16 protein-coding genes are annotated in these 23694 nt (G+C 45.8%); 8 read left to right on the top strand and 8 right to left on the bottom strand.

Annotated elements, in window-relative coordinates:
* Positions 1-9: 9 nt before the first annotated feature.
* Together AC5JL3_RS03370 and AC5JL3_RS03375 are read right to left on the bottom strand one after the other, a co-directional pair.
* Positions 10-906: a DUF3747 domain-containing protein gene (locus tag AC5JL3_RS03370; RefSeq protein ID WP_496073139.1), complete on the bottom strand. Its 897-nt coding sequence runs from the start codon at positions 904-906 to the stop codon at positions 10-12.
* A 109-nt stretch (positions 907-1015) separates the two neighbouring features.
* On the bottom strand, positions 1016-4786 hold the full coding sequence (locus AC5JL3_RS03375) for a response regulator (RefSeq protein WP_496073140.1): 3771 nt from the start codon (positions 4784-4786) through the stop codon (positions 1016-1018).
* Positions 4787-5905: 1119 nt separating this feature from the next.
* Between AC5JL3_RS03375 and AC5JL3_RS03380 the strand changes: the two genes are divergently transcribed.
* The 4 genes from AC5JL3_RS03380 to hpsN all read left to right on the top strand — a co-directional run bounded on the left by AC5JL3_RS03380 (position 5906) and on the right by hpsN (position 10606).
* Positions 5906-6547 (top strand): GNAT family N-acetyltransferase, encoded by a 642-nt coding sequence (locus AC5JL3_RS03380; protein ID WP_496073141.1) that lies wholly within the window; start codon positions 5906-5908, stop codon positions 6545-6547.
* 409 nt (positions 6548-6956) lie between these two features.
* Positions 6957-7547 carry a hypothetical protein gene (locus AC5JL3_RS03385; RefSeq protein ID WP_496073142.1) on the top strand — a complete coding sequence of 197 codons (591 nt, stop codon included), beginning with the start codon at positions 6957-6959 and terminating at the stop codon, positions 7545-7547.
* Positions 7548-7860: 313 nt separating this feature from the next.
* Complete coding sequence (hpsL, locus tag AC5JL3_RS03390; protein ID WP_496073143.1) at positions 7861-9522, top strand: hormogonium polysaccharide biosynthesis protein HpsL; 1662 nt, start codon at positions 7861-7863, stop codon at positions 9520-9522.
* A gap of 22 nt (positions 9523-9544) precedes the next feature.
* Positions 9545-10606, top strand: a complete 1062-nt coding sequence (gene hpsN / locus AC5JL3_RS03395; RefSeq protein ID WP_496073144.1) for a hormogonium polysaccharide biosynthesis glycosyltransferase HpsN — start codon at positions 9545-9547, stop codon at positions 10604-10606.
* Between the two features lie 55 nt (positions 10607-10661).
* On the opposite strand, the gene AC5JL3_RS03400 is transcribed toward hpsN, so the two are convergent.
* Both AC5JL3_RS03400 and AC5JL3_RS03405 read right to left on the bottom strand, forming a co-directional pair.
* Positions 10662-11657, bottom strand: coding sequence for an Hpt domain-containing protein (locus AC5JL3_RS03400; RefSeq protein WP_496073145.1), 996 nt, complete (start codon positions 11655-11657; stop codon positions 10662-10664).
* A 510-nt stretch (positions 11658-12167) separates the two neighbouring features.
* The gene (locus AC5JL3_RS03405) at positions 12168-13169 is read right to left on the bottom strand and encodes an aspartate carbamoyltransferase catalytic subunit (protein ID WP_496073146.1); all 1002 of its coding nucleotides are present in this window, start codon (positions 13167-13169) and stop codon (positions 12168-12170) included.
* Positions 13170-13717: 548 nt separating this feature from the next.
* Here AC5JL3_RS03405 and AC5JL3_RS03410 point away from each other — a divergent pair.
* Both AC5JL3_RS03410 and AC5JL3_RS03415 read left to right on the top strand, forming a co-directional pair.
* Positions 13718-19048, top strand: a complete 5331-nt coding sequence (locus tag AC5JL3_RS03410) for a response regulator (RefSeq protein WP_496073147.1) — start codon at positions 13718-13720, stop codon at positions 19046-19048.
* Between the two features lie 403 nt (positions 19049-19451).
* Entirely contained in the window at positions 19452-20105 is a 654-nt protein-coding gene (locus tag AC5JL3_RS03415) for a hypothetical protein (protein WP_496073148.1), read from the top strand.
* On the opposite strand, the gene AC5JL3_RS03420 is transcribed toward AC5JL3_RS03415, so the two are convergent.
* On the bottom strand, positions 20106-20702 hold the full coding sequence (locus tag AC5JL3_RS03420; protein WP_496073149.1) for a DNA-3-methyladenine glycosylase: 597 nt from the start codon (positions 20700-20702) through the stop codon (positions 20106-20108).
* Between the two features lie 54 nt (positions 20703-20756).
* On the opposite strand from AC5JL3_RS03420, the gene AC5JL3_RS03425 reads away from it, so the two are divergent.
* Positions 20757-20879: a DUF8629 family protein gene (locus tag AC5JL3_RS03425; RefSeq protein ID WP_277927623.1), complete on the top strand. Its 123-nt coding sequence runs from the start codon at positions 20757-20759 to the stop codon at positions 20877-20879.
* A gap of 6 nt (positions 20880-20885) precedes the next feature.
* Here the strand turns inward: AC5JL3_RS03425 and AC5JL3_RS03430 are convergent, their stop codons facing one another.
* Positions 20886-21032: a hypothetical protein gene (locus AC5JL3_RS03430; RefSeq protein WP_192222185.1), complete on the bottom strand. Its 147-nt coding sequence runs from the start codon at positions 21030-21032 to the stop codon at positions 20886-20888.
* On the opposite strand from AC5JL3_RS03430, the gene AC5JL3_RS03435 reads away from it, so the two are divergent.
* Positions 21031-22668, top strand: a complete 1638-nt coding sequence (locus AC5JL3_RS03435) for an MBL fold metallo-hydrolase (protein ID WP_496073150.1) — start codon at positions 21031-21033, stop codon at positions 22666-22668. The two genes, AC5JL3_RS03430 and AC5JL3_RS03435, sit on opposite strands and share 2 nt — an antisense overlap.
* A 114-nt stretch (positions 22669-22782) precedes the next feature.
* Here AC5JL3_RS03435 and AC5JL3_RS03440 read toward each other — a convergent pair whose 3' ends face one another.
* Together AC5JL3_RS03440 and AC5JL3_RS03445 are read right to left on the bottom strand one after the other, a co-directional pair.
* A complete protein-coding gene (locus AC5JL3_RS03440; protein WP_192222236.1) occupies positions 22783-23094 on the bottom strand; it encodes a DUF6679 family protein in 312 nt (103 codons plus the stop codon).
* Between the two features lie 233 nt (positions 23095-23327).
* Positions 23328-23480 (bottom strand): hypothetical protein, encoded by a 153-nt coding sequence (locus tag AC5JL3_RS03445; RefSeq protein ID WP_496073151.1) that lies wholly within the window; start codon positions 23478-23480, stop codon positions 23328-23330.
* Positions 23481-23694 lie beyond the last annotated feature (214 nt).

Raw genomic sequence — 23694 nt, forward strand, 5'->3', positions numbered from 1 at the left:
ATCAAAAATTCAGTTTGTTGGCACAACAAATACTGGAATTGTTGGTTCTTGAGAAGGTGGAGGGGGTAGGGTTTGAGGGCTAGTGGTAGGCGTATCTCCTGGAACAACTGGCTCAGCTTGTTGTGGTGTTGTCGGTACTACGAACACAGGGGTTCCGGAGCGTTGAGCAGGTGCAGGCGGTAGAGGTTGTGGTCTGGTGGCAGGACTACCTACTTCAGGAGGAGTTGTTCCAGCTTGTGGCTTGGTGAAAATTAATTCCCTTACAGGTTCCGATATCGGGTCTGATGGTAGAGGTTGAGGACTAGGAGGTAGCGCTTGAGGGTTGGAAGGGTTGGGAATAGATTCGCGAGTATAGGGAGTGGCTGAATCATTGGTGAGATAGACGTGACCTAAAGCTTTGCCTTGGTAGGTTCTCTTGGTAAACCGCCAACCTGGATTGAGAAAAATTTTCTCAAAGCCATCACCTAGACCCATTGTTCTGCCAATTTCAATTTCTGGAGCTTTACGGTCTGTACGGTGAGTGCCAACCAGCAGCAATTCTCCGTTACGCTCAACAAGCCTAATGAGGTACTGTAAGCCCATATCTTCCCCATTCATACGGATCGAATAGCCGTTGCTATCTGTTTTGCGATCGCATATGCCAGTGAAGTTAAAATTCAAAAGAAGAGGGTCTACACTAACTGGATTACTGCCGCTTTCACTCCAGCAGGGCTGTTTGCTTGAGATTTGTTCGATGATTAAGAGTTGATTTTTGTTTTCGCCGTAGGGGGCAGCTACAGCAATGAGATTATTTTGGTCGAGTTCTATGTTGTCAAAGGTGGCAGCCGTTGTCGGATTCAATGCCCCTACGCTTAAGAATGAAGCTGTAGTGAGTGCAGCGACTTGGAGCCATCGTAAAGTATTCATGATTCAAGCAATTAGACTAATTCTTGTAGTTTAAGTAGACGCTTATCGAGCAATTTAGCTCCCTTTTTTTGAGATTTTCCATTTTAGAGTTTTATGTAGGAATCAAAATTTAGGGAGAATCGTTTGGGAGCGGTTTAACCAAAAAAGTAAGAACAGTCTCATCAACACCCTTGAGTTCAAGAGGACTGAACCTAGTGATTGCGTCATCTTCTAGATAATCTGCCACGGCGGCTGAGACAAGAATAGAATTCGGTTTGGCGGCTTCTTGCAGGCGTGAGGCAATATTCACAGAAGGACCAATCGCTGTATAGTCTGACCGTTCTGCGCCTCCGAACATTCCTACGACAGCCGTTCCCTGATGAATCCCACAACGAAATTGCACGGGTGGAGGACCATTTCCACCAACAATTCCTTGTGCTTGCCAGCGTTCGTTGAGCTTATCTAGGGAACGAAGCATTTGCCGCGCTGCTCCAATTGCCCGTCGTACCTGCTCATTCGGTGTCAGTTCCTCTGGGGCACCGAAAATTGCTAAGATTCCATCTCCCATGAACTTATCAACGGTGCCGCCATTATCAAACACGGCATGAGTCATAGATTCTAGGTACTCATTGAGCAACTCAGCGACACGACGCGATCGCAAGGTGTTCGCTAACTTGGTAAAGCCAACAATATCACTAAATAACGTCGTGATTAAGCGAGGTTCCGGACGCAAATCCAGCGATAGTTCACCCCTTGCCGCTTTCTCCACCATTGCAGGTGGTAAGAAGCGTTTTAGCACTGACTCTGTTAGATAAGTATTCAGTTCAATCACTCGTTGCTCATTTTCCTGAAGTGCTAACAGATTCCGGACTTCTGCCAACAATTCCCGGTCATTGAAGGGTTTAGAGAGATAAGCATCCGCTCCCTCCTCTGTACCCTCAATTCGTGTTGCTTCATCAGCTCTGGCGGTGAGTAGGATAATTGGGGTGCCTCTCAACTCCTCTGAGCCACGAATTAGGCGAATTAAATCTAACCCCGATACTAAAGGCATCATCAAGTCCGTAATAATCAGGCGAGGACGATGCTTCTCGGTCATCCGGAATCCTTCATCCCCATTGTGAGCTAGCCAAACTTGATAACCCGTTTGACGTAGGATGCGAGATACATAGTTCCGTAAATCTGCGTTATCGTCTACTACCAAGATGCTCGCTTGGCGATTCGAGATTGGGGATGAAGAAGATGGGCTGAGTTCCTGTGCAGTTTCCCCCTCCTCACTCAGGCTCTGGGTTCCCTCATCTTCAAAGGATAATTCAGCTTCTAGATCAGCTAATTCTACAGCAGCGCGACTAGACTGAATTTCTATGGGGACTTCCAGTACTTGCTCCAGTGGCAGGTGGGATGTACCTATCTGTAACCAAACGGTGAAAGTCGTGCCTTCTGAGTAAACCGACTCCACAGAAATTTGACCACCATGAAGTTCCACCAGTTCTTTCACTAAGGCAAGTCCTAAACCACTGCCTTCATGACTTCGATTCAGTGACCCTTCTGCCTGTCGGAAGCGCTCAAACAAGTGAGGAATTTGTTCTTTACGAATGCCAATGCCTGTGTCTATAACCTGCATCCGTACATGGTCACCTGCGGGTTCTACCTTAAGAGTGATACTTCCGCCAGCATTGGTAAATTTCATGGCATTTGACAGCAGGTTATAAAGCACCTTGTCAAATTTTTCCATATCTAGATAAACTGACCCACAAGGTGTTAGTTGGGTCGAGATGGATATGTTTTTTTTCTCACAATAAGGTCGAAAGGTTTCAACAATTTGGTTAACAAATTTGACTAAGTTACAGGGACGGAAGCTGGCTTGCATCCGACCTGCATCGAGTCGCTGGATATCAAGTAACTGATTGACTAACCGCAATAAACGTCGAGAATTCCGTAGAGCGATCGCACTTTGTTCGTAGGGTAAATCTTTGTGTTGCTCCACAACGGACTCTAGCGGACCAATCATCAAGGTTAGAGGTGTCCGGAATTCGTGAGAAACATTTTGGAAAAACTCCGTCTTCTGTCGGTCTAATTCCAGCAACCGCTCTGCTTGCTGACGAGTTTTCTGATAGAGTCGTGACTGTTGAACTGCGATCGCGGCTTGTGCCGCAACGGCTTGTGCTAAATCAATTTCTGACGAGAGCCACTGGCGAGGTTTGTAGATTTGGCGCAGCGTAATGCTACCAATAATTTTGCCCAAGCCTCGTCCCGACGTTCCTGGTGTCGATACTACATCATAAGCACTATCGCTAGCACTAATACTATCGCTATCGGAAAGCAACGGTACCACTAATAGTGCCCGTGCTGGCTGCCGCAGGGGTAAGTCAAATCCATTCATTTCTGGAGAGACTGCCAAGTCATTGATCACCACTGGCTGCTGCGTAGTCACAAGCTGCTGTAATACTGGATTCCCAGCAATGGGAACAATCGACTGAGGCAATTGACCTGAAGGAATGGGATGATTGGGAGAAAAAGGGGCAGAGTGATTATTCCCTCCGCTTTTTTCTGAGGTTAGTGCTGCGTGTACCCAAGGAATACCGTTTTCACTGGTGGGATCATCTGCCCATCTTTGGATTTCTCCATCTGGCTCAGTTCCTAAGACTTGTGCTGATTTTCCGTCATACAAGCCAACACATTGAACAAACTCATCCTCTTCTCGCCATAGAGAAAGGGCACAACCGTCAACCTGTAGTGCTTGTCCTAATCCTTGAGTAATTGCCGTGAAGATTTTTTGCGGATCTAGTGTTGAGCGAATCGCTGTTGTGATGGTGTTGACAAGTGCCTGTCGAGTTGCCAAAGCGCGAAGCTGCTCATAGGCTCGTGCTTGGGAAAGGGCGAGAGCGGCTTGATCGGCAACCATGACCACTAACTGTATTTCGTCATTTTGCCAAACATAAGGCTCCCCGCATTGATGCAAGGCTAGCACCGCCACCAACTCCTGTTGACTAATCAGGGGTACCACTAAGCTTGAGCGGATATCTGCTTGCTGATAAGCGATCGCACGTTGTCGAATTTCTGAGCTGTCATCTGCAAAGCGCTCATCGGTGAAGACATCGTTGATCACTTCAACGTCCTGAGTTTCCCATACGGTCTGTTCTAACGATGAGGGGTAAGGAGATTGAAGATTAGGAATTGGCGGTTGGGATGATGTGGATGAGCTATTTTTCTCATTTTTTATTCCCTCATCTGTAGTCCCTTGTTCCTTTTCTCCATTCTCAGAATGCAGTGAGACTTGATTTTTCTGGTAAACGAACCATTGATCAACTAATCGCTCATCTTGGAAAGGACGCAGAAGGCAGATATCGACCTCCATGAGATGACCCACTGTTTCAACAATCCGTTGTAGGATTTCCTGTAGAGGAGAGCCACCACTTCCCCCATACTGGGCGTTGCGAATTGTATTAGTAACAGTATTTAGGAGTGATTCTCGGCGAAGCGCTCGACACAGTTCTGCTGTACGAACCTTGAGAACGTTATGGGTATCCATGGCTTGCCGCACCACGGCTCTAAGTTCATCAGCATTCCAAGGTTTAGTGACGTACTTGAATACCTTACCGGAGTTGATGGCTTCTACCAGGTCTTCAACATCGGTGTAGCCAGTCAGGATAATTCGGATAATATCCGGGTATTGAGTCGCGGTAAGGCTCAGAAACTCAGTGCCGCTCATTAATGGCATACGCTGATCAGAGATGATTACCGCTACATCTCCTTCGTTTGCCAAAATCTCTAAGGCAGCAGGCCCGTTGTCTGCTCTCAAGACTCTGTACTCTCGATGGAAAGTCCGATAGAGCAAGTCAAGGTTATCTGGTTCGTCATCGACAACCAGAAGTTTGGGCCTAATAGTTTCTTGGGATCTCATGCACCGCTCTCCTGCTGCCAGGGTTTGTCGGATAAAAACAGTCTGCACACTTTTGACAGATTCTCTTCTTTTTAGGATGGCTGACTCGGTGAGCCAGTACGACTAGGGTCAGTAGTCCTTAGAGGCGGTTTATGCCAGACTTTCTGGCTTGTTCCGAGAGACTCCGGATTTGTAGGTTATTGGTTGTGCACCCCAATTAATCTTAATTTTTGTTTTCCAGTATGGTTATATACTTTGGCAAAAGTGATGGGAGAGAGGTAGCAATTGTCATCTGTTGTTTTCTAGCTCAAGGGCGAGGTTTCTTTTGCTGTGATTTAGGCAAACGCTAAACGTGAGGCTTAGTTCCGGCGATCGCACTTTGAGTGAGAGCAACAGTAGATAAACCTTACACCCCTCACCTTCCAACTCGTAAAACTGCACTTGCAGCTATGTTAGTTCTTTACGTTTGCCCACTGGAAAATTGCTTCTAAGGTTTTGGTGTGCTAACCCGTGCCGACTGCTTTGATCACCGTTATAAACCCTGCTCTTCTTACACTAGTAGTGAAATCAGGCTGTTAGAAACATACTTTCATGATCTTCAGCCATCCGGACGATGGGTAATTTGATGCTGTGTCTTGGGTATTGGTTATTCGATGCACTTTGTACAATACTATCCTTGTTCCGCTCCGAAAGCATTGAGACGGGAGCTTTGGTGAAAAATGGCACCCTGAAAAACGCACAGTTGTTGTAAAATCGCCTGACAGACTTCTGTTGCCTTCTAAAGATTCATGAGGGTTGGTTGTTAGTTCAGGGCATTGCCTGTCGCTTCTATAGCGTGTCTCTACCAGCAGCTAGTGTCTGTAAAACGCTCTGCTGATGGAAACTCCTGCTTTTGATATGAGAGTAAAATTTAGATGCATCGCATGAGTTTTCTGGAAAATCTTAGTCCTAAGACTCCGAGCTAAGTACAAACCAGCAAGCTTGAACTCTCGGCTATTGGCTCACCAGTCTTTTGCCTCTCCAGTTGATTAGAGGCTGAATGCTTATGTTGCTCAAGCGATTTCTCACTGACATTTGTAAATTTTTGATACTTTGTTTGTATTCAACGTTTTCAATTGTTTTATCTAGTCAAATATTTTTGTGGTTGTGAACCTCTGCTTCTCTTTCTTAACGTCCTACCAACCTACTGCTGCGAGTCAGGATGCCTTAGCTGCTGATGCATCCCACTTCACGATTCGTACAGCTCAAGTTCAAGATCTAGCTAGTCTGGCAGAAATGTTGACGGATAGCTTTCACTCTCGAAGCGGGATTATGGGTTGGGCTTACCCGGTGTTGCGATTAGGAATCTACGAAGATTTACGCAATCGACTTCGCTCAACGGCACCTCACTATGTCTGTTTAGTTGCCCTTGCTGTTATTTCTGGTGTCGGTGGTACCCGTGAGGAGCTAGCAGGCACTGTAGAAATTGCGCTTCGCTCTCCTTCTTCCTGGCAACCCCGTCGCTCTCAGTATCCTTACATCTCTAACCTGGCAGTGAGCAAGTCGTGTCGGCGGCGGGGAGTAGCCAAGCAATTGCTCTTGGCTTGTGAGCAAACAGCTGTAGATTGGGGTTTTCCAGATATCTATCTCCATGTGCTGGAAAATAACCATCAGGCACGGCAACTTTATCTCAAGGCTGGATATCAACTGCACCAGATTGAGCCTAGCTATGGTGCATGGCTCTTAGGGCATCCTAAACGCTTGTTATTACAAAAGCACCTAAGTACTACTCCAAACTCGTGAAAATTTGTTGAATCTGATACAAAATAGGATTGAATCAATGAAGAGAAGAAGAAAAAGGAGCTGAATAAATAAGGAAGATTGCAAGTCTGTGTTTCCACTTGCAGCTTTACAATTGCTTTAAAAACTTCCTCTTTTATAATGTCTTAACAATTGGATAGGCTAATCTTAACAGTAGAATCTACTGAACACAATCTTTCATGCACCTAAGCTACATGCCATAAAATAGAGTAACAAAGCTGACGAGCAATGATACTGAGCTGAGGCAAGTTTGTCGTGATGATTGCAAACAGATGGTAGACTAATTCTCTCTTCTTGTACGTCCTCAAGAACTTACCCCAATTGAGTTCGTCAGTTGTGCTTTCAGTCTGGGTGTTTCCCTACTCGGAGAAATTAAGCAACACGAGTTGAGATGGATAGCGAGAATAAACAGCGTTGCCAGACAGCTCTTTATGAAGAGGAGGTTCTTGCCCGCAGTACAGGTTTCGCCAACTCTCAAGGCTATGGTGGCATGAATCAGGAAAGCCTGAACCCCCGCAAGGATCAGATTCAAGACTCACAGGCATCAAGAATCCTGGCACAGCTGCACGACAAACAGCTGTTGATTGTTAATAGTCGGCGTCGCAACGGCTTAATTCTTTATAAGCGACATCATGCTGAATTTGCAGGACCTGGGGCAGCTGTAGGAGGCGTTTTTGATCTAGATTGCCAGCGAGTGTTGCCAGTTGGGAATCTCTCGTTGATTACCCCTGAATCACCGGATGAGCGACAGCGAGCTTATTTGATTCGGCGGCAGTGGATTAATCTGACTAAAAAGATTACAGAGAAGTCTGTGCCCTTAGAACGTGCTCAGATGATTCTCAATCAGTTTGATAATTACTTTGACTCTGAAACCATTGCCCAGTTGCCAGATGAAGCCTTCGCGCTGTTGGTAGGTGTTTTACCCCATACGATTGGGAAGGTGCGTAACACGGCTGACCGTGTGGATGTCATTGAGACTTAGGATCATGGATTGATTGACCTCCAATTCCTTGGGTAGGGACAGGGCATGTGATGGCTCTAAAGGTTTTAATTTTTGTAAATTATTTAACCCCATATTCCCAAGTAGGCGCTCTGTGAGTACAAAAACTAACAGAGCAACAAATGAGGGTTTTGCTTTCTCAAAGACCTCATGCCTACGAAAGAGCGCATTTGTCAAGTCCTAAAACGTGTGGAAATTTTGGTGATGGTCATGGGAGTGCGTCTGCTGGTCTACACTTTGGCGAGAGCAACAGTGTGAGCGCTACATCTAAGGCAGGAAATGACTTACAAAAGTAATGCCAAAACTTAAGTCAAAGAAGAAAGTCAAAAAACATTTAAAGAGCGACTCAACTCTAAGCTTAAAGGAACGTTTAGCCAAAAAGCGGAAGGCACAGATAGCACGTAAGGAACTGATTCAATTCCTAACAATCAGTGTCTTCCTTGCGGCGGTTCTTGGTATCGTACTCAGTCTAGTTGTGGGTTTAAAAGCAGGTGTTGCTGCCCTTGCAATCCCATGTCTAGGCTTCGCTTATAAGTATCCCCGTCAAGCACTTTGGTTTTTTCTTTTTTATCTCCCGATTAATGGCACTGTTACCTACTGGGTAGGTGGAGGAAATGCTGTATTTCAACTCGCTAAAGATGCTTTTTATCTTCCCGCCCTCATTGCCTTAATTCAGCAGTGCCAGCGCAAAAAGCAACCAATCCTAATTCCCAAAAAGTTGATGACTACTTTGGGTATTCTCTTAGGGTTATCTGTCCTAACGTTGCTTTTTGTCAATGGGTCTTTACAGTTGTCTGGCAGTGAAGAGGGAAAAACATTTTTTCAGGGCATTTTAGGTCTTAAAGTTTTAATTGGATATGTTCCCCTAATATTCTGTGCTTACTACCTAATTGAGACTAAAAAGCACTTGCTCTTTTGCACTCGACTGCATCTAGTAATGGCAATTGCTTGCTGTGTCCTGGGCTTAATGCAGTACTTTATGCTCGTTACAGGTGTATGTGCTGGCACTGATCATCTTTCTGGAGCTGATTTATTTAAAGCAACGCTAGAGGCTAAATGTTTTGTCGGTGGGGCTTTAGTTTATAGCCCCTCACAAGATATAATCCGCTTGCCAGGAACATTTGTTTCTCCTTGGCACTGGGCTTGGTTCCTCATTGCTAATAGTGCTTTAACATTTGCAAGTGCCTTTAATGACCCTTCTCTCTTCTGGCGAACTGGTGGTTTAGTTGGCATGGCATTAGTCTTTATTAACGCTGTAATTTCGGGTCAGAGAATTGCCCTTGTTTTAGTACCAATTGTTATTGCCATCTTGCTGATTCTTACAGGACAGGTGGCGAATCTTAAACGGTTTTTGCCAATTGGGTTAGGACTCGCTCTGGTGCTAGGAATTGCCGCAACAACTAATCCAACGATTGTTCAGGAGCGCTGGGATAGTACAGTCAGTCGTTGGGAAGCTTCACCCCCCCACGCCTTTATCTTGGGGCAATTTGATTGGGCAATTAATGAAAAGCCAGGGTTGTTAGGAAAAGGTTTAGGACGAGCAACGAATTCTACTCGAATCTTTGGTGAAACGAAGCTTGTTGAAACGTTCCACCCGAAACTCCTCTATGAAATCGGTCTTTTGGGTTTGTTGGCATTCCTAGCTTTCGTGACGCACTTAACGATGATTACGTTTAAGGAGTATCGCTCTGTCCGGGACAAAAGCTTACGCAGCTTTAGTTCAAGTTTTTGGGTGTTTGTCCTGATTATCAGTTACTTTCCCTATTGGTATCCTTTGGATACAGACCCAGTTGCTGTTTATTACTGGTTTTTTGCAGGCGTAATTTTAAAGTTGCCAGAAATAGACCGCCAAGAGCTGGAAAAGCTCAGATTGGTAGAGGAGAATGAGCTTCAACCGAAAAAGAAGCGAAAAAGCAAAACATCTAGAAAGCAGACTGTTGCCAAACTATCTTCGTAACAATTACCAACGCAAAACAACTGTGCAGTGCCCTTTAATCTCAGTAATTATCCCTACTTACGGGCGAGAAGAACCGCTGCGGGATACCCTTGAAGACGTGTTAAAGCAAGACTATCCAGCTTTTGAAATTCTGGTAGTTGATCAAACCCCAACGCACCAACCTCAAACTCAAGCCTATTTGGAGCAACTGGCTGACGAAGGTAAGATTCGCTGGTTCCGTGTTGACTGGGCAAGTTTACCTGGTGCAAGAAATTATGGGGTAGGGAAGGCATCAGGGGAAATTGTTCTTTTTATTGATGATGACGTTCAAATGCCAGCAGGATGTTTAAAAGCTCATGCGAGTAACTACCACCGTGAGGACGTTGGGGCAGTTGCAGGGCGAGTATTTGACCGGATGAAGCTGACAGAAAAAGGGGACTGGCAAGTGGGCAAACCTCTTCCTGACTCTCAATCCCTAACCCCTAATCCCGAATTCCAAATTGAGGATTTGCCGCCAGAGGCGATGGATGCTGGAATTGCTTGGTACTACATTGACTTAGTACATACTGTGAAGCCCCAGCGCGTCATCTCGGCAAGAGGCTGCAATATGTCCTTTCGCCGTGAAATTTTTACGAAGTATGGGCTGCAATTCGATGAGCGGTTTCGGGGAAGCGCAGTGCGGGAGGAGTCGGATTTTTGTCTACGGTTACGTGGCACAGGATACCAAATTTGGTATGACCCTGATGCCTATTTAGTACATTTGGGAGAGGAGACAGGTGGCTGTCATGATATTAGTACGCGATCGCTTCAATACCAACTGACTTTCTACCACAATCACTTCCTGATGGGGCTGAAAAACCTTACCGTCCGTGAGCAGCTACGTCTGTATAGTCGTCTATTTGACTGCCACGTTCTAGGGCATCCTCCTTGCTACAAAAGTGGTTCTCCTATCAAAATCATCAGTCGCGCTGGTTTCTATATCTTGGGCTTTCTTAACGCTCAAGCTACTCTCATCAAATCCATTTGGGATAGTGGTCAAGTCTACACTCAACAAGATGCTAACTACAGCAAAAGGCAGAGGGCAGAGGGCAGAAGGCTTTTATGAATAAGGATTTTCAGCCATTCCTTGTGAGCGATAGCGCCTGGTGTCTAATCTCCAATTAAGATGAGGCACGAGCGGCTTGAGCAAGGATTTTGACGAGTTGTACTAACTGCGGCTTGTCAAATGCTTGAACAATTGCCTTAGCGGCGGATTTAGGTTCTACAGTAATCGTTATCTGTTTAGGAGTAGTCGCTGGTGGGGTGACGGGTGGTTTCTCTTGTGACTTACTAGAGGTGGCGCTGGCAGGTGTTGCCGCCGTAAGTTTCTGTAAGGCTGGACTCAACGTCAAGGCACTACTGTTTCCTGCTTGTAGTTGATCACTGGCTGTTTTAAGTTCCTTAATCACCACTGGTGCTAACGCTTGAAATGAGTTTTTTGGATTGGCGATCGCTTTATAGGAAACTTGTATTAGCCGCTTCCAATCTTCATTTCCTGTCTCAAGTTGCACTAGGCGCTTGCACAATATCTGAAGTTTTTGACGACTGGCTGGACTGTCTTGTTGTTTAAACAACTGCAACATCTGTTTGAGGATTTCCATGACTTGGGAGGCAAAGTTAGGAGAACTTTTCCCTTGAGTTTTCTCTTGCTTGAGTGAAGGTGTTGGACTTGCTGCTGTTGCAGGTTCATCAGCGCCAGTCACCTGCCGATTGAGGTAACTTTGCAACTGGCTAAAGCTGGGTTCTGCGGCTTGCACCGTTTTGTTGGCTTCCTCTTCCCTTAAACCAAACGGGCTTTGTAGCTGTTCAATTAAGTCTTTTAGGGTATCGTATCCCCGCAAAAACAACGTCTCTAGTTGTTGGTCAACATTAATGGGATGTTCTTTGAGAATCTTGAAAGAATCCTCTAGTCGATGAGCTGTCTTTTGAATACTGCCAAAGCCCAGCATTGCAGCACCTCCTTTGACAGAGTGGGCGGCGCGAAACATTTCATTCACTCGCTCCGGTTCTTTTACAACCGAGGGCAAATCTAATAGCCCTTTCTCAAGGGTTTCCAAGTGTTCTTTAGCTTCTTCAATGAAATAGCCTAAAATTCTTTGCTGGTTTCCCGCATCCACGGCAGTTTCCCCTGTCAGATCGTTGTGTGTACTCAGGCTTGCAAGGACTACCCTGGTTGATGTTAGCACTGAACACGATCAAGCAAATGGATTGCCAACTCTACCAGTAAGACTCTTTTTTTAGAGTAGACACCATACGCGATCGCGCACAACGAAGGAATGAAAATTTCCTCCTCTGCCTCCCTTATTGCCCCTGCTATTTCAACTTAGCGGAAAAAAGCAACGCGCTTGCTCTCATATCGAACAAAAAACCTCAGCTTCGGCAAGTTCAGAATCACCTCTAACTCCTGCTCAAGCTCAACGATTCTCCCGTGACTTGGTTCCATCTAGATCCCAAAATTTTTTCCAAGAAGGACAAGAGAGGCTGGAAAGAGAAATTCTTCTTCTGCGTCAGAGACAACGTTCGGAGCAAGAACCTATTCTCAAGGTTAGAAGCAATAATGACATTGATCAGCTTCCCCAAGCAGATATCGAATCTCTTCCTTCTTTGTTAGCGCTCGATCAAGAGTTCTAAGCGGTTATTGAAGTTTTGCCGCTTCCCATTAAGTACAACAGCGCCATCCGCACCGCAACACCGCTCGTTACTTGCTGGGAAATCAAGCTAAATTGAGGGTCATCCATTAAATCAGATGTGATTTCTACTCCACGATTTACGGGGCCTGGATGCAGAACTTTGACATCAGGGTGGCAGAGTTTTAAGCGATCGCGTGTAATCCCATAACGCTGATGATATTCTCGCAAACTCGGCAACAGATGCGCTGTCATCCGTTCCTTTTGCAAGCGTAAGGTCATCACAAAATCAGCATCTTTTAATGCCGGTTCGATCTCCCAGTGGATGAATAACTCTCCAGGTCTACCAGTAACACTCTGGGCAAACAATTGAGGCACTAGAGTCGGGGGACCCGCTAAATGTACCTTGGCACCTGTAGCTGTAAGGCTCCAAATATTAGAACGAGCGACTCGTGAGTGTAGAATATCCCCAACAATTGCAATTTTCTTACCCACCAGTAGTTCTAAGCGAGGGTGTTCAACGTCTATAAGAGAACAGATAGTAAATAAATCCAGCAACCCTTGAGACGGATGTTCGTGTTGACCATCACCTGCATTGAGGACACCAACCCGAACGCCAAGTCGATCCATCTCAAACGCGATCGCCTGCGGTACCCCTGCCTCTCGATGGCGAATCACCATCATATCGGTTCCCATTGCCAGATACGTCTTCGCGGTATCGAGAATCGTTTCACCTTTCGTGAGAGATGATGTTCCTGGCGTAAAGTTAAGAACGTCTGCTGACAAGCGCTTTGCTGCCAGTTCAAAACTGCTACGGGTGCGGGTAGAGGGTTCAAAAAACAAATTAGCAACCATCTGACCTTGCAACGTAGGTACTTTTTTTGTCCGCCGTGAGAGTACCTCTCGAAAACTAGCAGCGGTTTGCAACACTGTGTCGTATTCAGTGGGAGCAAAATCCGCGAGGGAGAGAATATGGCGGCGAGTCCAGGTAGTTGTAGCCATGCACAAGTCAGGAGTCAGGAGTCAGGAGTCAAATTTCAGCGTTGTCTCCTGTCTTGAAAATAGGTGAGAGGAGACAGGTGGTAGGGCAGAGGGAATTTTCCTCTTTCGTTGTGAGCGATCGCTCATGGTGCCTAGCTTGAAAAACGCTGAATTCTGAATTCTAACCGCTGAAGGATTATCTCGATACTAACTTCAAAGTGACTGAGATCAAACAGACCAAGGTGAACAAGCCTATTGATCTAGTCACAAAATCAGCATAACTACAGCCAGAACAGGAGTTAAGGGAATTACCTTTTGAAAAGGCGCGATCGCATCCATCCTATACAGAGGCTATATCCAGGGGTTACTCTATTGGCTTTTTAGTTCGTAAGAAAGAAAATTTTAAAAAATCTTTATCAATTAGTAGTTTCTTTAATCACTTATCAAATAGTCTGCTCTTCCTTATTCTAGGAGTTCCTACACTTTTCGATGCTCCTAAACTAAGGAATCTCACGATCCGGAATCTGCCTAAAAATCCTTGAAAAATGGGCTACTTACCGGAAACGCATATGAAGCTAAAGACAAAGTTTATTTCAGGTTTTTTGGGTATTGCCTCACTGGTAGCCGTATTGGGTATTATTAATATTCAAACAAAAAAAATTGTTGATGAACAGTTTAATAAAATTACTGAAAGCACAACTCGGCAGCTCATTGCCTTGGATCAGGTCAAAGTTGCTTCTGTAACAATCGCTTCTGAAATATACGACTATGCAGTAATCAAAAATGAATCAAGCTACATCAATCCTAAAAGCAAAGTTGCAGCAACACTACAAGAAAACAGAAACCAAGAAAAAGAAGCCTTTCAGAAAGCAGTAGAAAATCTAGATCAATCATTAGAAAATTTGCAAAGGTTTTCTAAAACCTCTCAAACACAAGATGTTCATAAAAGGCTTTTAGAACTCAGATTACCGCTTACAGAAACGGGACAAAAAATTATAGATTTAAAGGAAGCAAAACTTAAAGGAGAAAATATTCTCCGTCAAAAACAAGAGTTTGAGCAAGCTGAAGCACAATTTATAGAGATAGTTGATCAGGCGATCGCACTCAACATGGAAGCCCTTGAGCGTGAGAATCAGACAGCTAACCGTAATTCCACCTATTCTCTAATTATCAATCTAACCTCTTTCACGCTAGGGGTTGCTATAGCAATTATTTTTGGCGTTCTCTTAGCAAATAAAATCACTAAACCCCTCACAAAGCTCAAAGATGCCGCCACTAAAATCGGAGAAGGAGATTTTGATATTCAAGTCGATATAAAAACTAGAGATGAGTTGAAGATTCTAGGGGATGCCTTCAACCATATGACCAAAAAGCTACAAGAAACAACTGTCTCTAAATCTTATCTCGATAATATCATCAGCTCTTTAAGTGATGCCCTAATAGTCCTTACTAAAAATAGCACTATTGAAAGCTTTAACGAAGCGACATTATTTCTGTCAGGCTATGAGCGCAATGAGTTGCGTAATCAGCCATTAACTATCTTTTTTAGAGAAAATAATTTCTTGGCTTATTTAGAAGCCAATGGCTCAGACCAAAGTGGCTTCCTCGGAAGACGAGAAACAATTTTCTATGCCAAAGATGGTCGGGAAATTCCCGTATCTGTAACCGGATCAGTCATGGAAAACGGGGCGGGTAAGATTCAGGGAATCGTCTGTTTAGTACAGGATATATCAGCCCGCAAACAAGCAGAGGAGGCGCTACGCCGACAAGCTCTGATGTTTGAAACCATTTATGATGGCATCATCCTCACCGATTTGGCAGGTCGTATCCTCGACTGGAACCCAGCGGCTGAGCGGATATTCGGGTATGAAAAAGCTGAGATGTTAGGCAAAACCTTTGGAGTTGTCTACCAGCCGGAAGAAGCAACAGTGCTGACTCAGCAGATGATTTATGGCTTGATGAGTGAGGGACGCTGGACTAGGGAGATTCAGTTTACCCATAAAGAAGGTACTGAAGGAGTCTGTGAAACAGTTGTCGTACCGCTACGGGATGATCAGGGTCAACCCATCGCGGCGATTGGAGTCAACCGCGACATTACCGAGCGCAAGCAGTACGAAAATAAATTGGTCGAAGCACGAGAATCTGCTGTTGAAGCCGCACGGGTAAAAGCTCAATTCTTAGCAAACATGAGTCACGAAATCCGCACTCCGATGAATGGGGTGATGGGTATGAGTGAATTACTCCTAAGCACTGAACTTACGGCTCGACAACTAGACTTTGTAAAGACATTGCAAGTAAGCGGAGAGCATTTGTTGAGGGTCATTAACGATATTCTTGACTTCTCCAAACTCGAAGCTGGGGAAATGCGGCTGGATACCGATGAGCTTAACTTAAACCGCTGCTTAGAAGAAGTATTGGATTTGTGTAGTCCCCAGGCTGATGCCAAGGATTTAGAACTGGCGCTTTTGGTCGATACTGAAGTGCCACGACAACTTTTGGGGGATGCAGGTCGTTTGCGGCAGGTTCTCACCAATCTAGTGGGAAATTCGATCAAATTCACTGGCGCGGGAGAAGTTGTGATTCATGTGTCTGTCAACAGTCAGTCGGACGACGAGGAACAGGCGCAATTACGGTTTGCCGTCAAAGATACAGGCATTGGCATTGTTCCAGAAGAGCAAACCAAGCTATTCCAAGCCTTCTCACAAGTCGATGCTTCCACAACTCGCAGATATGGCGGTACCGGATTAGGTTTAGCAATTTGCAAGCAACTTGTGGAGATGATGGGAGGTGAAATTGGTGTAGAAAGTGAACCTGGAGTCGGCTCTACGTTCTGGTTCACGGCTACTTTTACTAAGGTGGCTGTTGACTCTACCAAAGAAGTAACTGAACGGGTTTCTAGCAACGTACAAACGTCTCCTGAAACCTTGACAGGGAAGAGGGTGTTGGTCGTGGACGATCGCCCAATCAATCGCCAAATTGTGCAGTATCAGTTAAGTGCCAAGGGAATGGAAGTGGATGAAGCGGATAACGGCATTATTGCGCTGAATGCCTTGCAAGCCGCTGCTGAAGCTGGAAAACCCTATGATGTCGCGCTGCTGGACATGAAAATGCCCAAAATCGACGGTTCAACCTTAGGACGACTAATTCTCTCGGAACCGGATTGGGCACAGACGAAATTAGTGTTGATGACTTCTATTCATGCAGGGGATTCGGCTCAACCGCTTCTCAGAAGCGGGTTTTCTGATTATTTAGTTAAGCCAGTGAAAGAATCCCAACTCGTGGAGTCTTTGCTAAAGGTGCTGGCGACTGAAGAACCGTTGTTAGCCAGCAATACTTTGTCCTCAGGGAATGAAGGTGCCAACCCTGTAGGACAAAGCAAAAGTTTGAAAATTCTCTTAGTGGAAGATACTCCGATTAACTTGAAATTAGTACGGCATCAGGTGCAAATATTAGGTCATCAATCAGATGCGGCGGAGAATGGTCAACAAGCTCTTGACAAATTGGCTAAAAACCAATATGACATCGTGCTGATGGATTGCCAGATGCCTGTGATGGATGGCTACACGGCAACACGAGCTTTACGCCAACGAGAAGGGACAGAGCATCATACCATCGTGATTGGGATGACCGCTTATGCGATGCAGGGCGATCGCGAAAAGTGTCTGGAAGCGGGTATGGATGACTACCTTAGTAAACCCGTGATGGTAAAGAACTTGGCACCAGTGCTGGAGCGATGGTCAGCCACACTTAAGAAAGACTCCCACGAAGAAACAAGCGAGACTGATACTCTCAGCCCTATCGATCTCGATCCTGGCGTAGATATCGTTGATTGGGTTCGTCTCAAGGAAATCTCAGAGGGAGATTCTGCCTTTCAACTGGAACTGGTACAAGGATTTATCAAAGAGGGAGGCAGCTTCATTGCCCAAGCTAAACAAGCCCTAGTCGATGAAGATTGGAACACTCTAGGGAATAAAGCTCACCAAATCAAAGGTGCAAGTGCCTCGGTAGCTGTGCAAGTGATGCCAGAGGTAGCGCGTCAACTCCGTAATGAGGCACTAGGCAACAATCGGGGAAATGCAGCTAAGTTAATCAGCCAGTTGGAGCAAATCTTAGAGCGGCTCAAAGGGCATATCGAGGTAAATCCAACGTTAGCTAAGGATTCGCGATCGACTAAGGAACTGGCAATTGAGGAAGTATTGCCCGTCCTCAGCAAGACCTTTTTAGAAGAAGGCAACTCCAATCAAACACAACGAACAAGCCTAAAGATTCTATTAGTAGAAGATACTCCCATTAACCTGAAATTAGTACAGCATCAGGTACGCCTCTTAGGTCACCAATGGAATTCAGCCGAGAATGGTCAACAAGCGCTTGAGAAATTAGCCCAGGACGACTACGACATCGTGCTGATGGATTGCCAAATGCCAGTGATGGATGGCTATCAGGCAACACAATTTTTGCGTCGCCGAGAAGGTTCAAGCTGTCATACTGTGGTGATTGGGATGACTGCTTTTGCCATGCCAGGCGATCGCGAAAAGTGTTTGGAGGCTGGCATGGATGACTACCTCAGTAAGCCTGTGTTGGTGAAAGAATTGAGAGAGATGCTGGAGCGCTGGTCGTCTGTGAGGGCAGAATTGCCCCGACTAGGGAGGAAGCCTGAAAGCCATGCAGTTATCGATCCTGCCTTAGACCCAGTGGATTGGGTTCGCCTGAAGGAGATTTCTGCGGGAGAGCCTGCCTTTCAACTGGAACTGGTGCAAGGGTTTATCAAAGAGGGAGCAACCTTCATCAACCAAGCTAAGGAAGCACTAGCGACTAAAGATTGGGTTACTCTAGCTAACAAAGCTCACCAAATCAAAGGTGCAAGTGCCTCGGTTGCGGTGCAATTAATGTCAGAAATAGCAGCTAACCTTTATAGTCAAGCCAAAGCCACTGATTACGAAGGTAGTCTTGAGTTCGTTACCCAGTTAGAGCTAATCCTAGAGCGGCTCAAAAGGCATATAGACATCAATTCGATTTCAGTTGAGGACTTACGAGCGCCTAAGGAGCTGACATCGATAGTGCCGTCGTCAGGCATCAGCAGTCAGTCTTCAATGAAACAATCCTCAAATCCCGATCCAGAACAAAGCACAAGTCTGAATATTCTGTTAGTGGAAGATACTCCGATTAACTTGAAATTAGTGCGGCATCAGGTGCAACTGTTAGGTCATCAATCAGATGCAGCGGAGAATGGCCAACAAGCCCTTGACAAGTTAGCACACAACCACTATGACATCGTGCTGATGGATTGCCAGATGCCCGTGATGGACGGCTATACTGCGACGCGAGCTTTACGCCTACGAGAAGGAACAGACCGTCATACTGTAGTAATTGGGATGACGGCTTATGCGATGCAGGGCGATCGCGAAAAGTGTCTGGAGGCTGGCATGGACGACTACCTCAGTAAACCCGTGATGATTAAAGACTTGAAAGCCATGCTAGAGCGATGGTCATTCGTAGTCAAAAGGGACTCACACAAACAAAAAAGTAAGTCCGACCAAACCAGCATCGCTCCTGCCTCAGATCCAGTAGATTGGACTCACTTACAGGAAATCTCTATGGCAGACCCTGACTTCCAGCTAGAACTGGTGAAAGGATTTGTCAAAGATGGGAAAAACTTGCTAGCTGAGGCAAAGCAAGCTCTGGCAGCTAAAGACTGGGTTACCCTAGCAAACAAAGCGCATCAAATCAAAGGTGCAAGTGCCTCGGTCGCCGTGCAAGCAATGTCAGAAGCCGCTGATCACCTACATGATCGAGCAGAAGCTAACAATCCGGAAGGTGTCTTTGAGTTAGTCACCCAGTTAGAGCAAATCCTTGAGCGGATTGAAGTATCTGTAGAGAGAAAAAAGCTCACTATTGGTTGAAAGGATTTCAGAACGGACTTCGCGTTGTGCCAGTTGCGTAAGTCCTGTTGGTCAAACGCTAACTGATAAGCCACTAATCAGGGGCATCAGCGCCTGGCAGATTTCAATTTGATGGCTGAAGGATTATTTCGATACTAGCTGCAAGGCATCCGACAGTTCAACACGTCCGTCCTGAGTAATCATAAACCCCCCCCTATCACCCCCGCACTGGGAGAGAAACTCTCTAAGCGCTCACAAATCTACTACTGCCAGTGGGTGGAGTTCGATCCATATAAATCCATAAAAATCCTTACTGATATCCCTCCCGGTCATCAGTAAATCAATAGTAGCCCCTAAAAATTCAATCTTCAACAGAGGTAAGTATTCAGGGCAACTTTGAATTTAAATAAAAGTTTTTCAAACTATGAACCGCCTCAAAAACTATTTCATCCCTCTTATTGGTGGAGTATTCATTCTCAGTCTTAGTAGTTGTACCTCTCCCCCAACTGTTGAAAGTGACAACGCTAACTTACCGACTCCTGCAACGACTAACACACCCTTACCCAATCAGCTTGATTCAACCCCCGCACCAGTTGAGAGTCAAACACCTGTTGCTAGTCAGCCTGATTCAATTCCCGCCACTCCCGCTCCAGTTCAGCAACAAAAGCCTGTTACTAGCCAGCCCTTCGCAACTGGGGCTAAGACTACTACCGCCCAAGCTCAGAACACAATCAGCCTTAACATCTATCAAGCTGACAGCCAGTGCCAAACTCTAGTACCCGAAAAGATAGCGGTGCCAGCGGGTAGTTCCGTGGATGCTGCTGTCGGAAAAGTTTTGGAAAAAGCGAGTTCTGGTGATTTTGATTTAGCGGGATATCGCGTCAACGTTAATTCTAAAAGTGGTGTCGCCACTGTGGATTTACGCCTTGCACCTAACGCACAGCGACAATTTCTCTCCCTCTCTACCTGTGAACAGTTTGCTCTTTTTGGTAGCTTACGGAAAACCCTAGTTGATAACGCACAACTGAAAATTAAAGATGTCCGCTTCACAGAGCAAGGACAAGACCTTGAGCTTTAGTTAGAGCTTAGAAACCGCTTGGCAGTTGTTCAAATACCATCGCCAAGGTAAATCAGCCCCTTTCGTTAAGCCAATCCGAGTAGTTTGGATGAGGTCAGCTTGAAACTGGGGATGACGATGTTCTAACCACAAGGGTTCACCCAGTTCCAGCACTTGACCATTGAGGCTCCGGTCAATTTGCAGGACGCGACAAAGCTTACCGGGTCCAGCGGCAATTCGATAGGGTTTTAGTGGTTCACGCAGCGTTACCCAACTAGGGACAGCGTCTAATTTCAAAGCGCGAATCAAAACAGCACTGGGAACTTCATCCAGATCTGTGACAATGTTTAGGCAGTAGTAAATGCCGTAAATTAAATAGACATAAGTACGCCCCGCTGGCCCAAACATCACCAAATTGCGTTCTGTCCGACTCCGATAAGCATGACAGGCGGGGTCATTAGGGCTATAGGCTTCGGTTTCTACAATCATTCCCCGTAGTCGTGTTCCATCAGGGAGTTGACGCACTAAAGTGCAACCGATTAGGTCAGGAGCAACCTCAGTAGATGGACGGGCAAGCCAGTTCGGCTCTACAATTTGAGCAGATATGTGAAGATTCATTATTAACTGAAATTTAAGCGTCGGCTGAACAATCGAAAAGGAGGTTCAAAACAAATGGATGTCAAACTAGTTCTAGTGGTCTTAACAGTCGTTTTTACCGTATCTGCCCTAGTTTTTGGTACTAAAAACGGATTTTACGATTCCGACAACTATCACGGTAACGGTTCTGCCCACTAAACCCGCTCACTCTAGCTCAGCCGTCAGCCAATAGCTCTCAGCACACCGCTGTCTGTAGTCGTTAGTCAAAGCTAACTTGATGGTTATCGCAGACGACCACCAAAAGCTGATGGTTAATGGCTGATTGTTGTTCGCTAATTTCTGACAACTCATGACCAATCAACGCCCAGTGGCATCCGATTCCGAGGATGACCGATTAACCTGTTTTCCCTATGGTGTCGGTCATAGCGAGGAAGGAGTTTGTTTGCTAGTGCAGATGGGACCACACCGTGTCCTCCTTGACTGTGGGCTAACTGATATTAATGCTCTACAAGCCGAAGGCAATCCACCAGCCGATTTAGTACTCTGTAGCCACGCTCATGCTGATCATGCTCAGGGGTTACTGGCTCTTCATGAAGCTTTCCCACAGTTGCCAGTCTATGCTAGCGAGGTGACAACTCAGTTGTTGCCACTAAATTGGCAGGAGTTTGCCCCGGAGGAAATCCCGAAATTTTGTCATGCTTTGCCTTGGCGATCGCCTGTTGAATTCCGTGAGGGACTGAGTGCGGAATTGTTTCCTGCTGGACATCTGCCTGGAGCAGCGGCGTTGTTACTGACTTATACCACTCCCCGTCGTAGCTATCGCCTACTTTATACGGGTGACTTTTTCCTATCTAATTCACGGCTAGTTGAGGGATTGTCCGTTGAATCTCTTAGAGGCATTCAGCTAGATGTCCTAATTGTTGAAGGCAGTTACGGTACAGCGCGACATCCTCACCGACGGCAGCAAGAAAATCAGTTAGTGGAGCGTATCGGAAAAGCGATCGCACAGCAAAATTCCGTTCTACTACCAGTTCCCACTTTGGGTTTGGGTCAAGAAATTCTCATGCTCCTGCGGAGTCATCACCACTTTACTGGGCGTAACTTAGATATTTGGGTGGATGGCAGCGTTGCCACGGGTTGTGATGCTTATTTGGAACTTTTGCCTCACTTCCCTACCTCAGTTCAAAATTTTGCCCGCCATCAACCCTTGTTTTGGGATGAGCGGGTGCGTCCGCGTGTGCGTCGGCTAGATTCAGAGCAGCGAAATTCTCTGGGTTCGTCTCCCTGTATTATCCTCACAGATGAAATGGCTGATTTGAGTAAATACAGCGCCATAAGCTCTGGTTCACTTGTTATATTAAGACCCGAACAACCCAGATATTCTCTAAAAACTGATGATTCTGAACTAAAAAGTAGTGAAACTTACCTTCTCGCCCAACATGGCGATCGCTTAGGAACGACTCAGCTAATTCATAATCTCCGTCCGCAGCACGTTGTTTTTGTCCACGGTTCTCCAACCTACCTATCTGACTTAACTGGCTTGGAAGAGCTACAAAATCGCTACCAACTCCATTCGCCCTCAGCAGGAACATTGGTAGAACTCCCAATTGGGGAGATGTTTGTCCAACCCGCACCACCATCCGATTCCAACTATGAAGGTGAGTTGAACGAACTAGGAACGGTTGTAACGATCACTCTACCCGACGCGATCGCTGCTGACCCTCGTTGGCAAAATTTTGCTGACACTGGCTTAGTGGAAGCTCGATGGCAGGGAGAAGACTTGGTGTTACGGGGATTGTCGCAACGAGAATTGCTCAGCCAGGGTAGCAATGCCAAAGTCCCAATAAATATCGACTGCTGTGGCAACTGCCGCTTTCAACGCGGTCAACGCTGCTGGAACCCCGCTTCTCCCTTGTATGGTTTTAAGGTGACACCAGAAGGTTATTGTCCTGTCTTTGAACAAGCTGAATCCCCACCAGAAAATTAAGCGTGTACCGCAATAGTTACTGTACATACCAGATAGCTATCAGCTAAGTGATCAGTTGTCAGAATTCTTCTCCAACAACTAACCACTAACAACCAACAACAAACTTAACTCAGCTTAGTCTTGATTCAAATCTTGGGAGCGTGGATGAATTTGTTCGGCTTCGGGGCAGTCATCAGACACTAAGGGTTCGGCATGTCCTCTGGGTACAGAAGCGAGTTTCTGAGTCACGGAACCGATACTTTCCAGACGAACCATTTCTTCCCAAGAACTCAGTTCGTCTTCTTCATCAGTTTCATAACGGATTGTCACTAGATCTCCTTCTATATCAACAATGCGGGCGCGTTCAATCCAACGTTGCTGATCCCGCAAGAAAACACACACCTCACGACCATCGCAACAAAGTTGATAAATCTTGCGGTGTAGCATATTTGGGTTCTCCTGAGCAGATAACTCTTCCAATACTTGTGAAACCAGTTGTTCCTTTTCCAAGAACACGGCTTCCTTGTGAACTTGACGTGGGGTTAACTGGGTGTGATTCTTCCGCGTCAAAGGAAAGACACCGCCATGATGTTCCGCTTTAACGCTTAAAAGTTTATCTTGCATCCAGCAGCAATCTTGAGAGTAAATTGACAGTACCTTCAACGGTAGAAAGCAACCTTTTACATCCTCATACAAGTGCGTAGATAGTCAATAAAACTCGGAGCAAGGCAATGGTGGAGAGCAATTTGCCCTGTGAGCAGATGAGGGACTTTGGGTAATCGATGCATCGGCAGAGGGCCGAAGCGGGTGAAGGCATAAATGAATTCCGCCATTGCGACTAGCGCATCTCTTTACCAGGGCGACAATCCTGGTCTACTGGTTAGGATGTGGGTGCCTGAAGTTCCAGACATTGCTATTGTGACATACTCCTTGCTTTAACGGCTGAGGGCAAGGGTAGAGAATATGTAATTTACATTGTCACAGTTTACTACCCTTAAGAACAGGATAGTGTTTATCTTTAGCAAATTTGGTTACTTACGGGCGTGT

Source organism: Symplocastrum torsivum, from assembly GCF_059505465.1.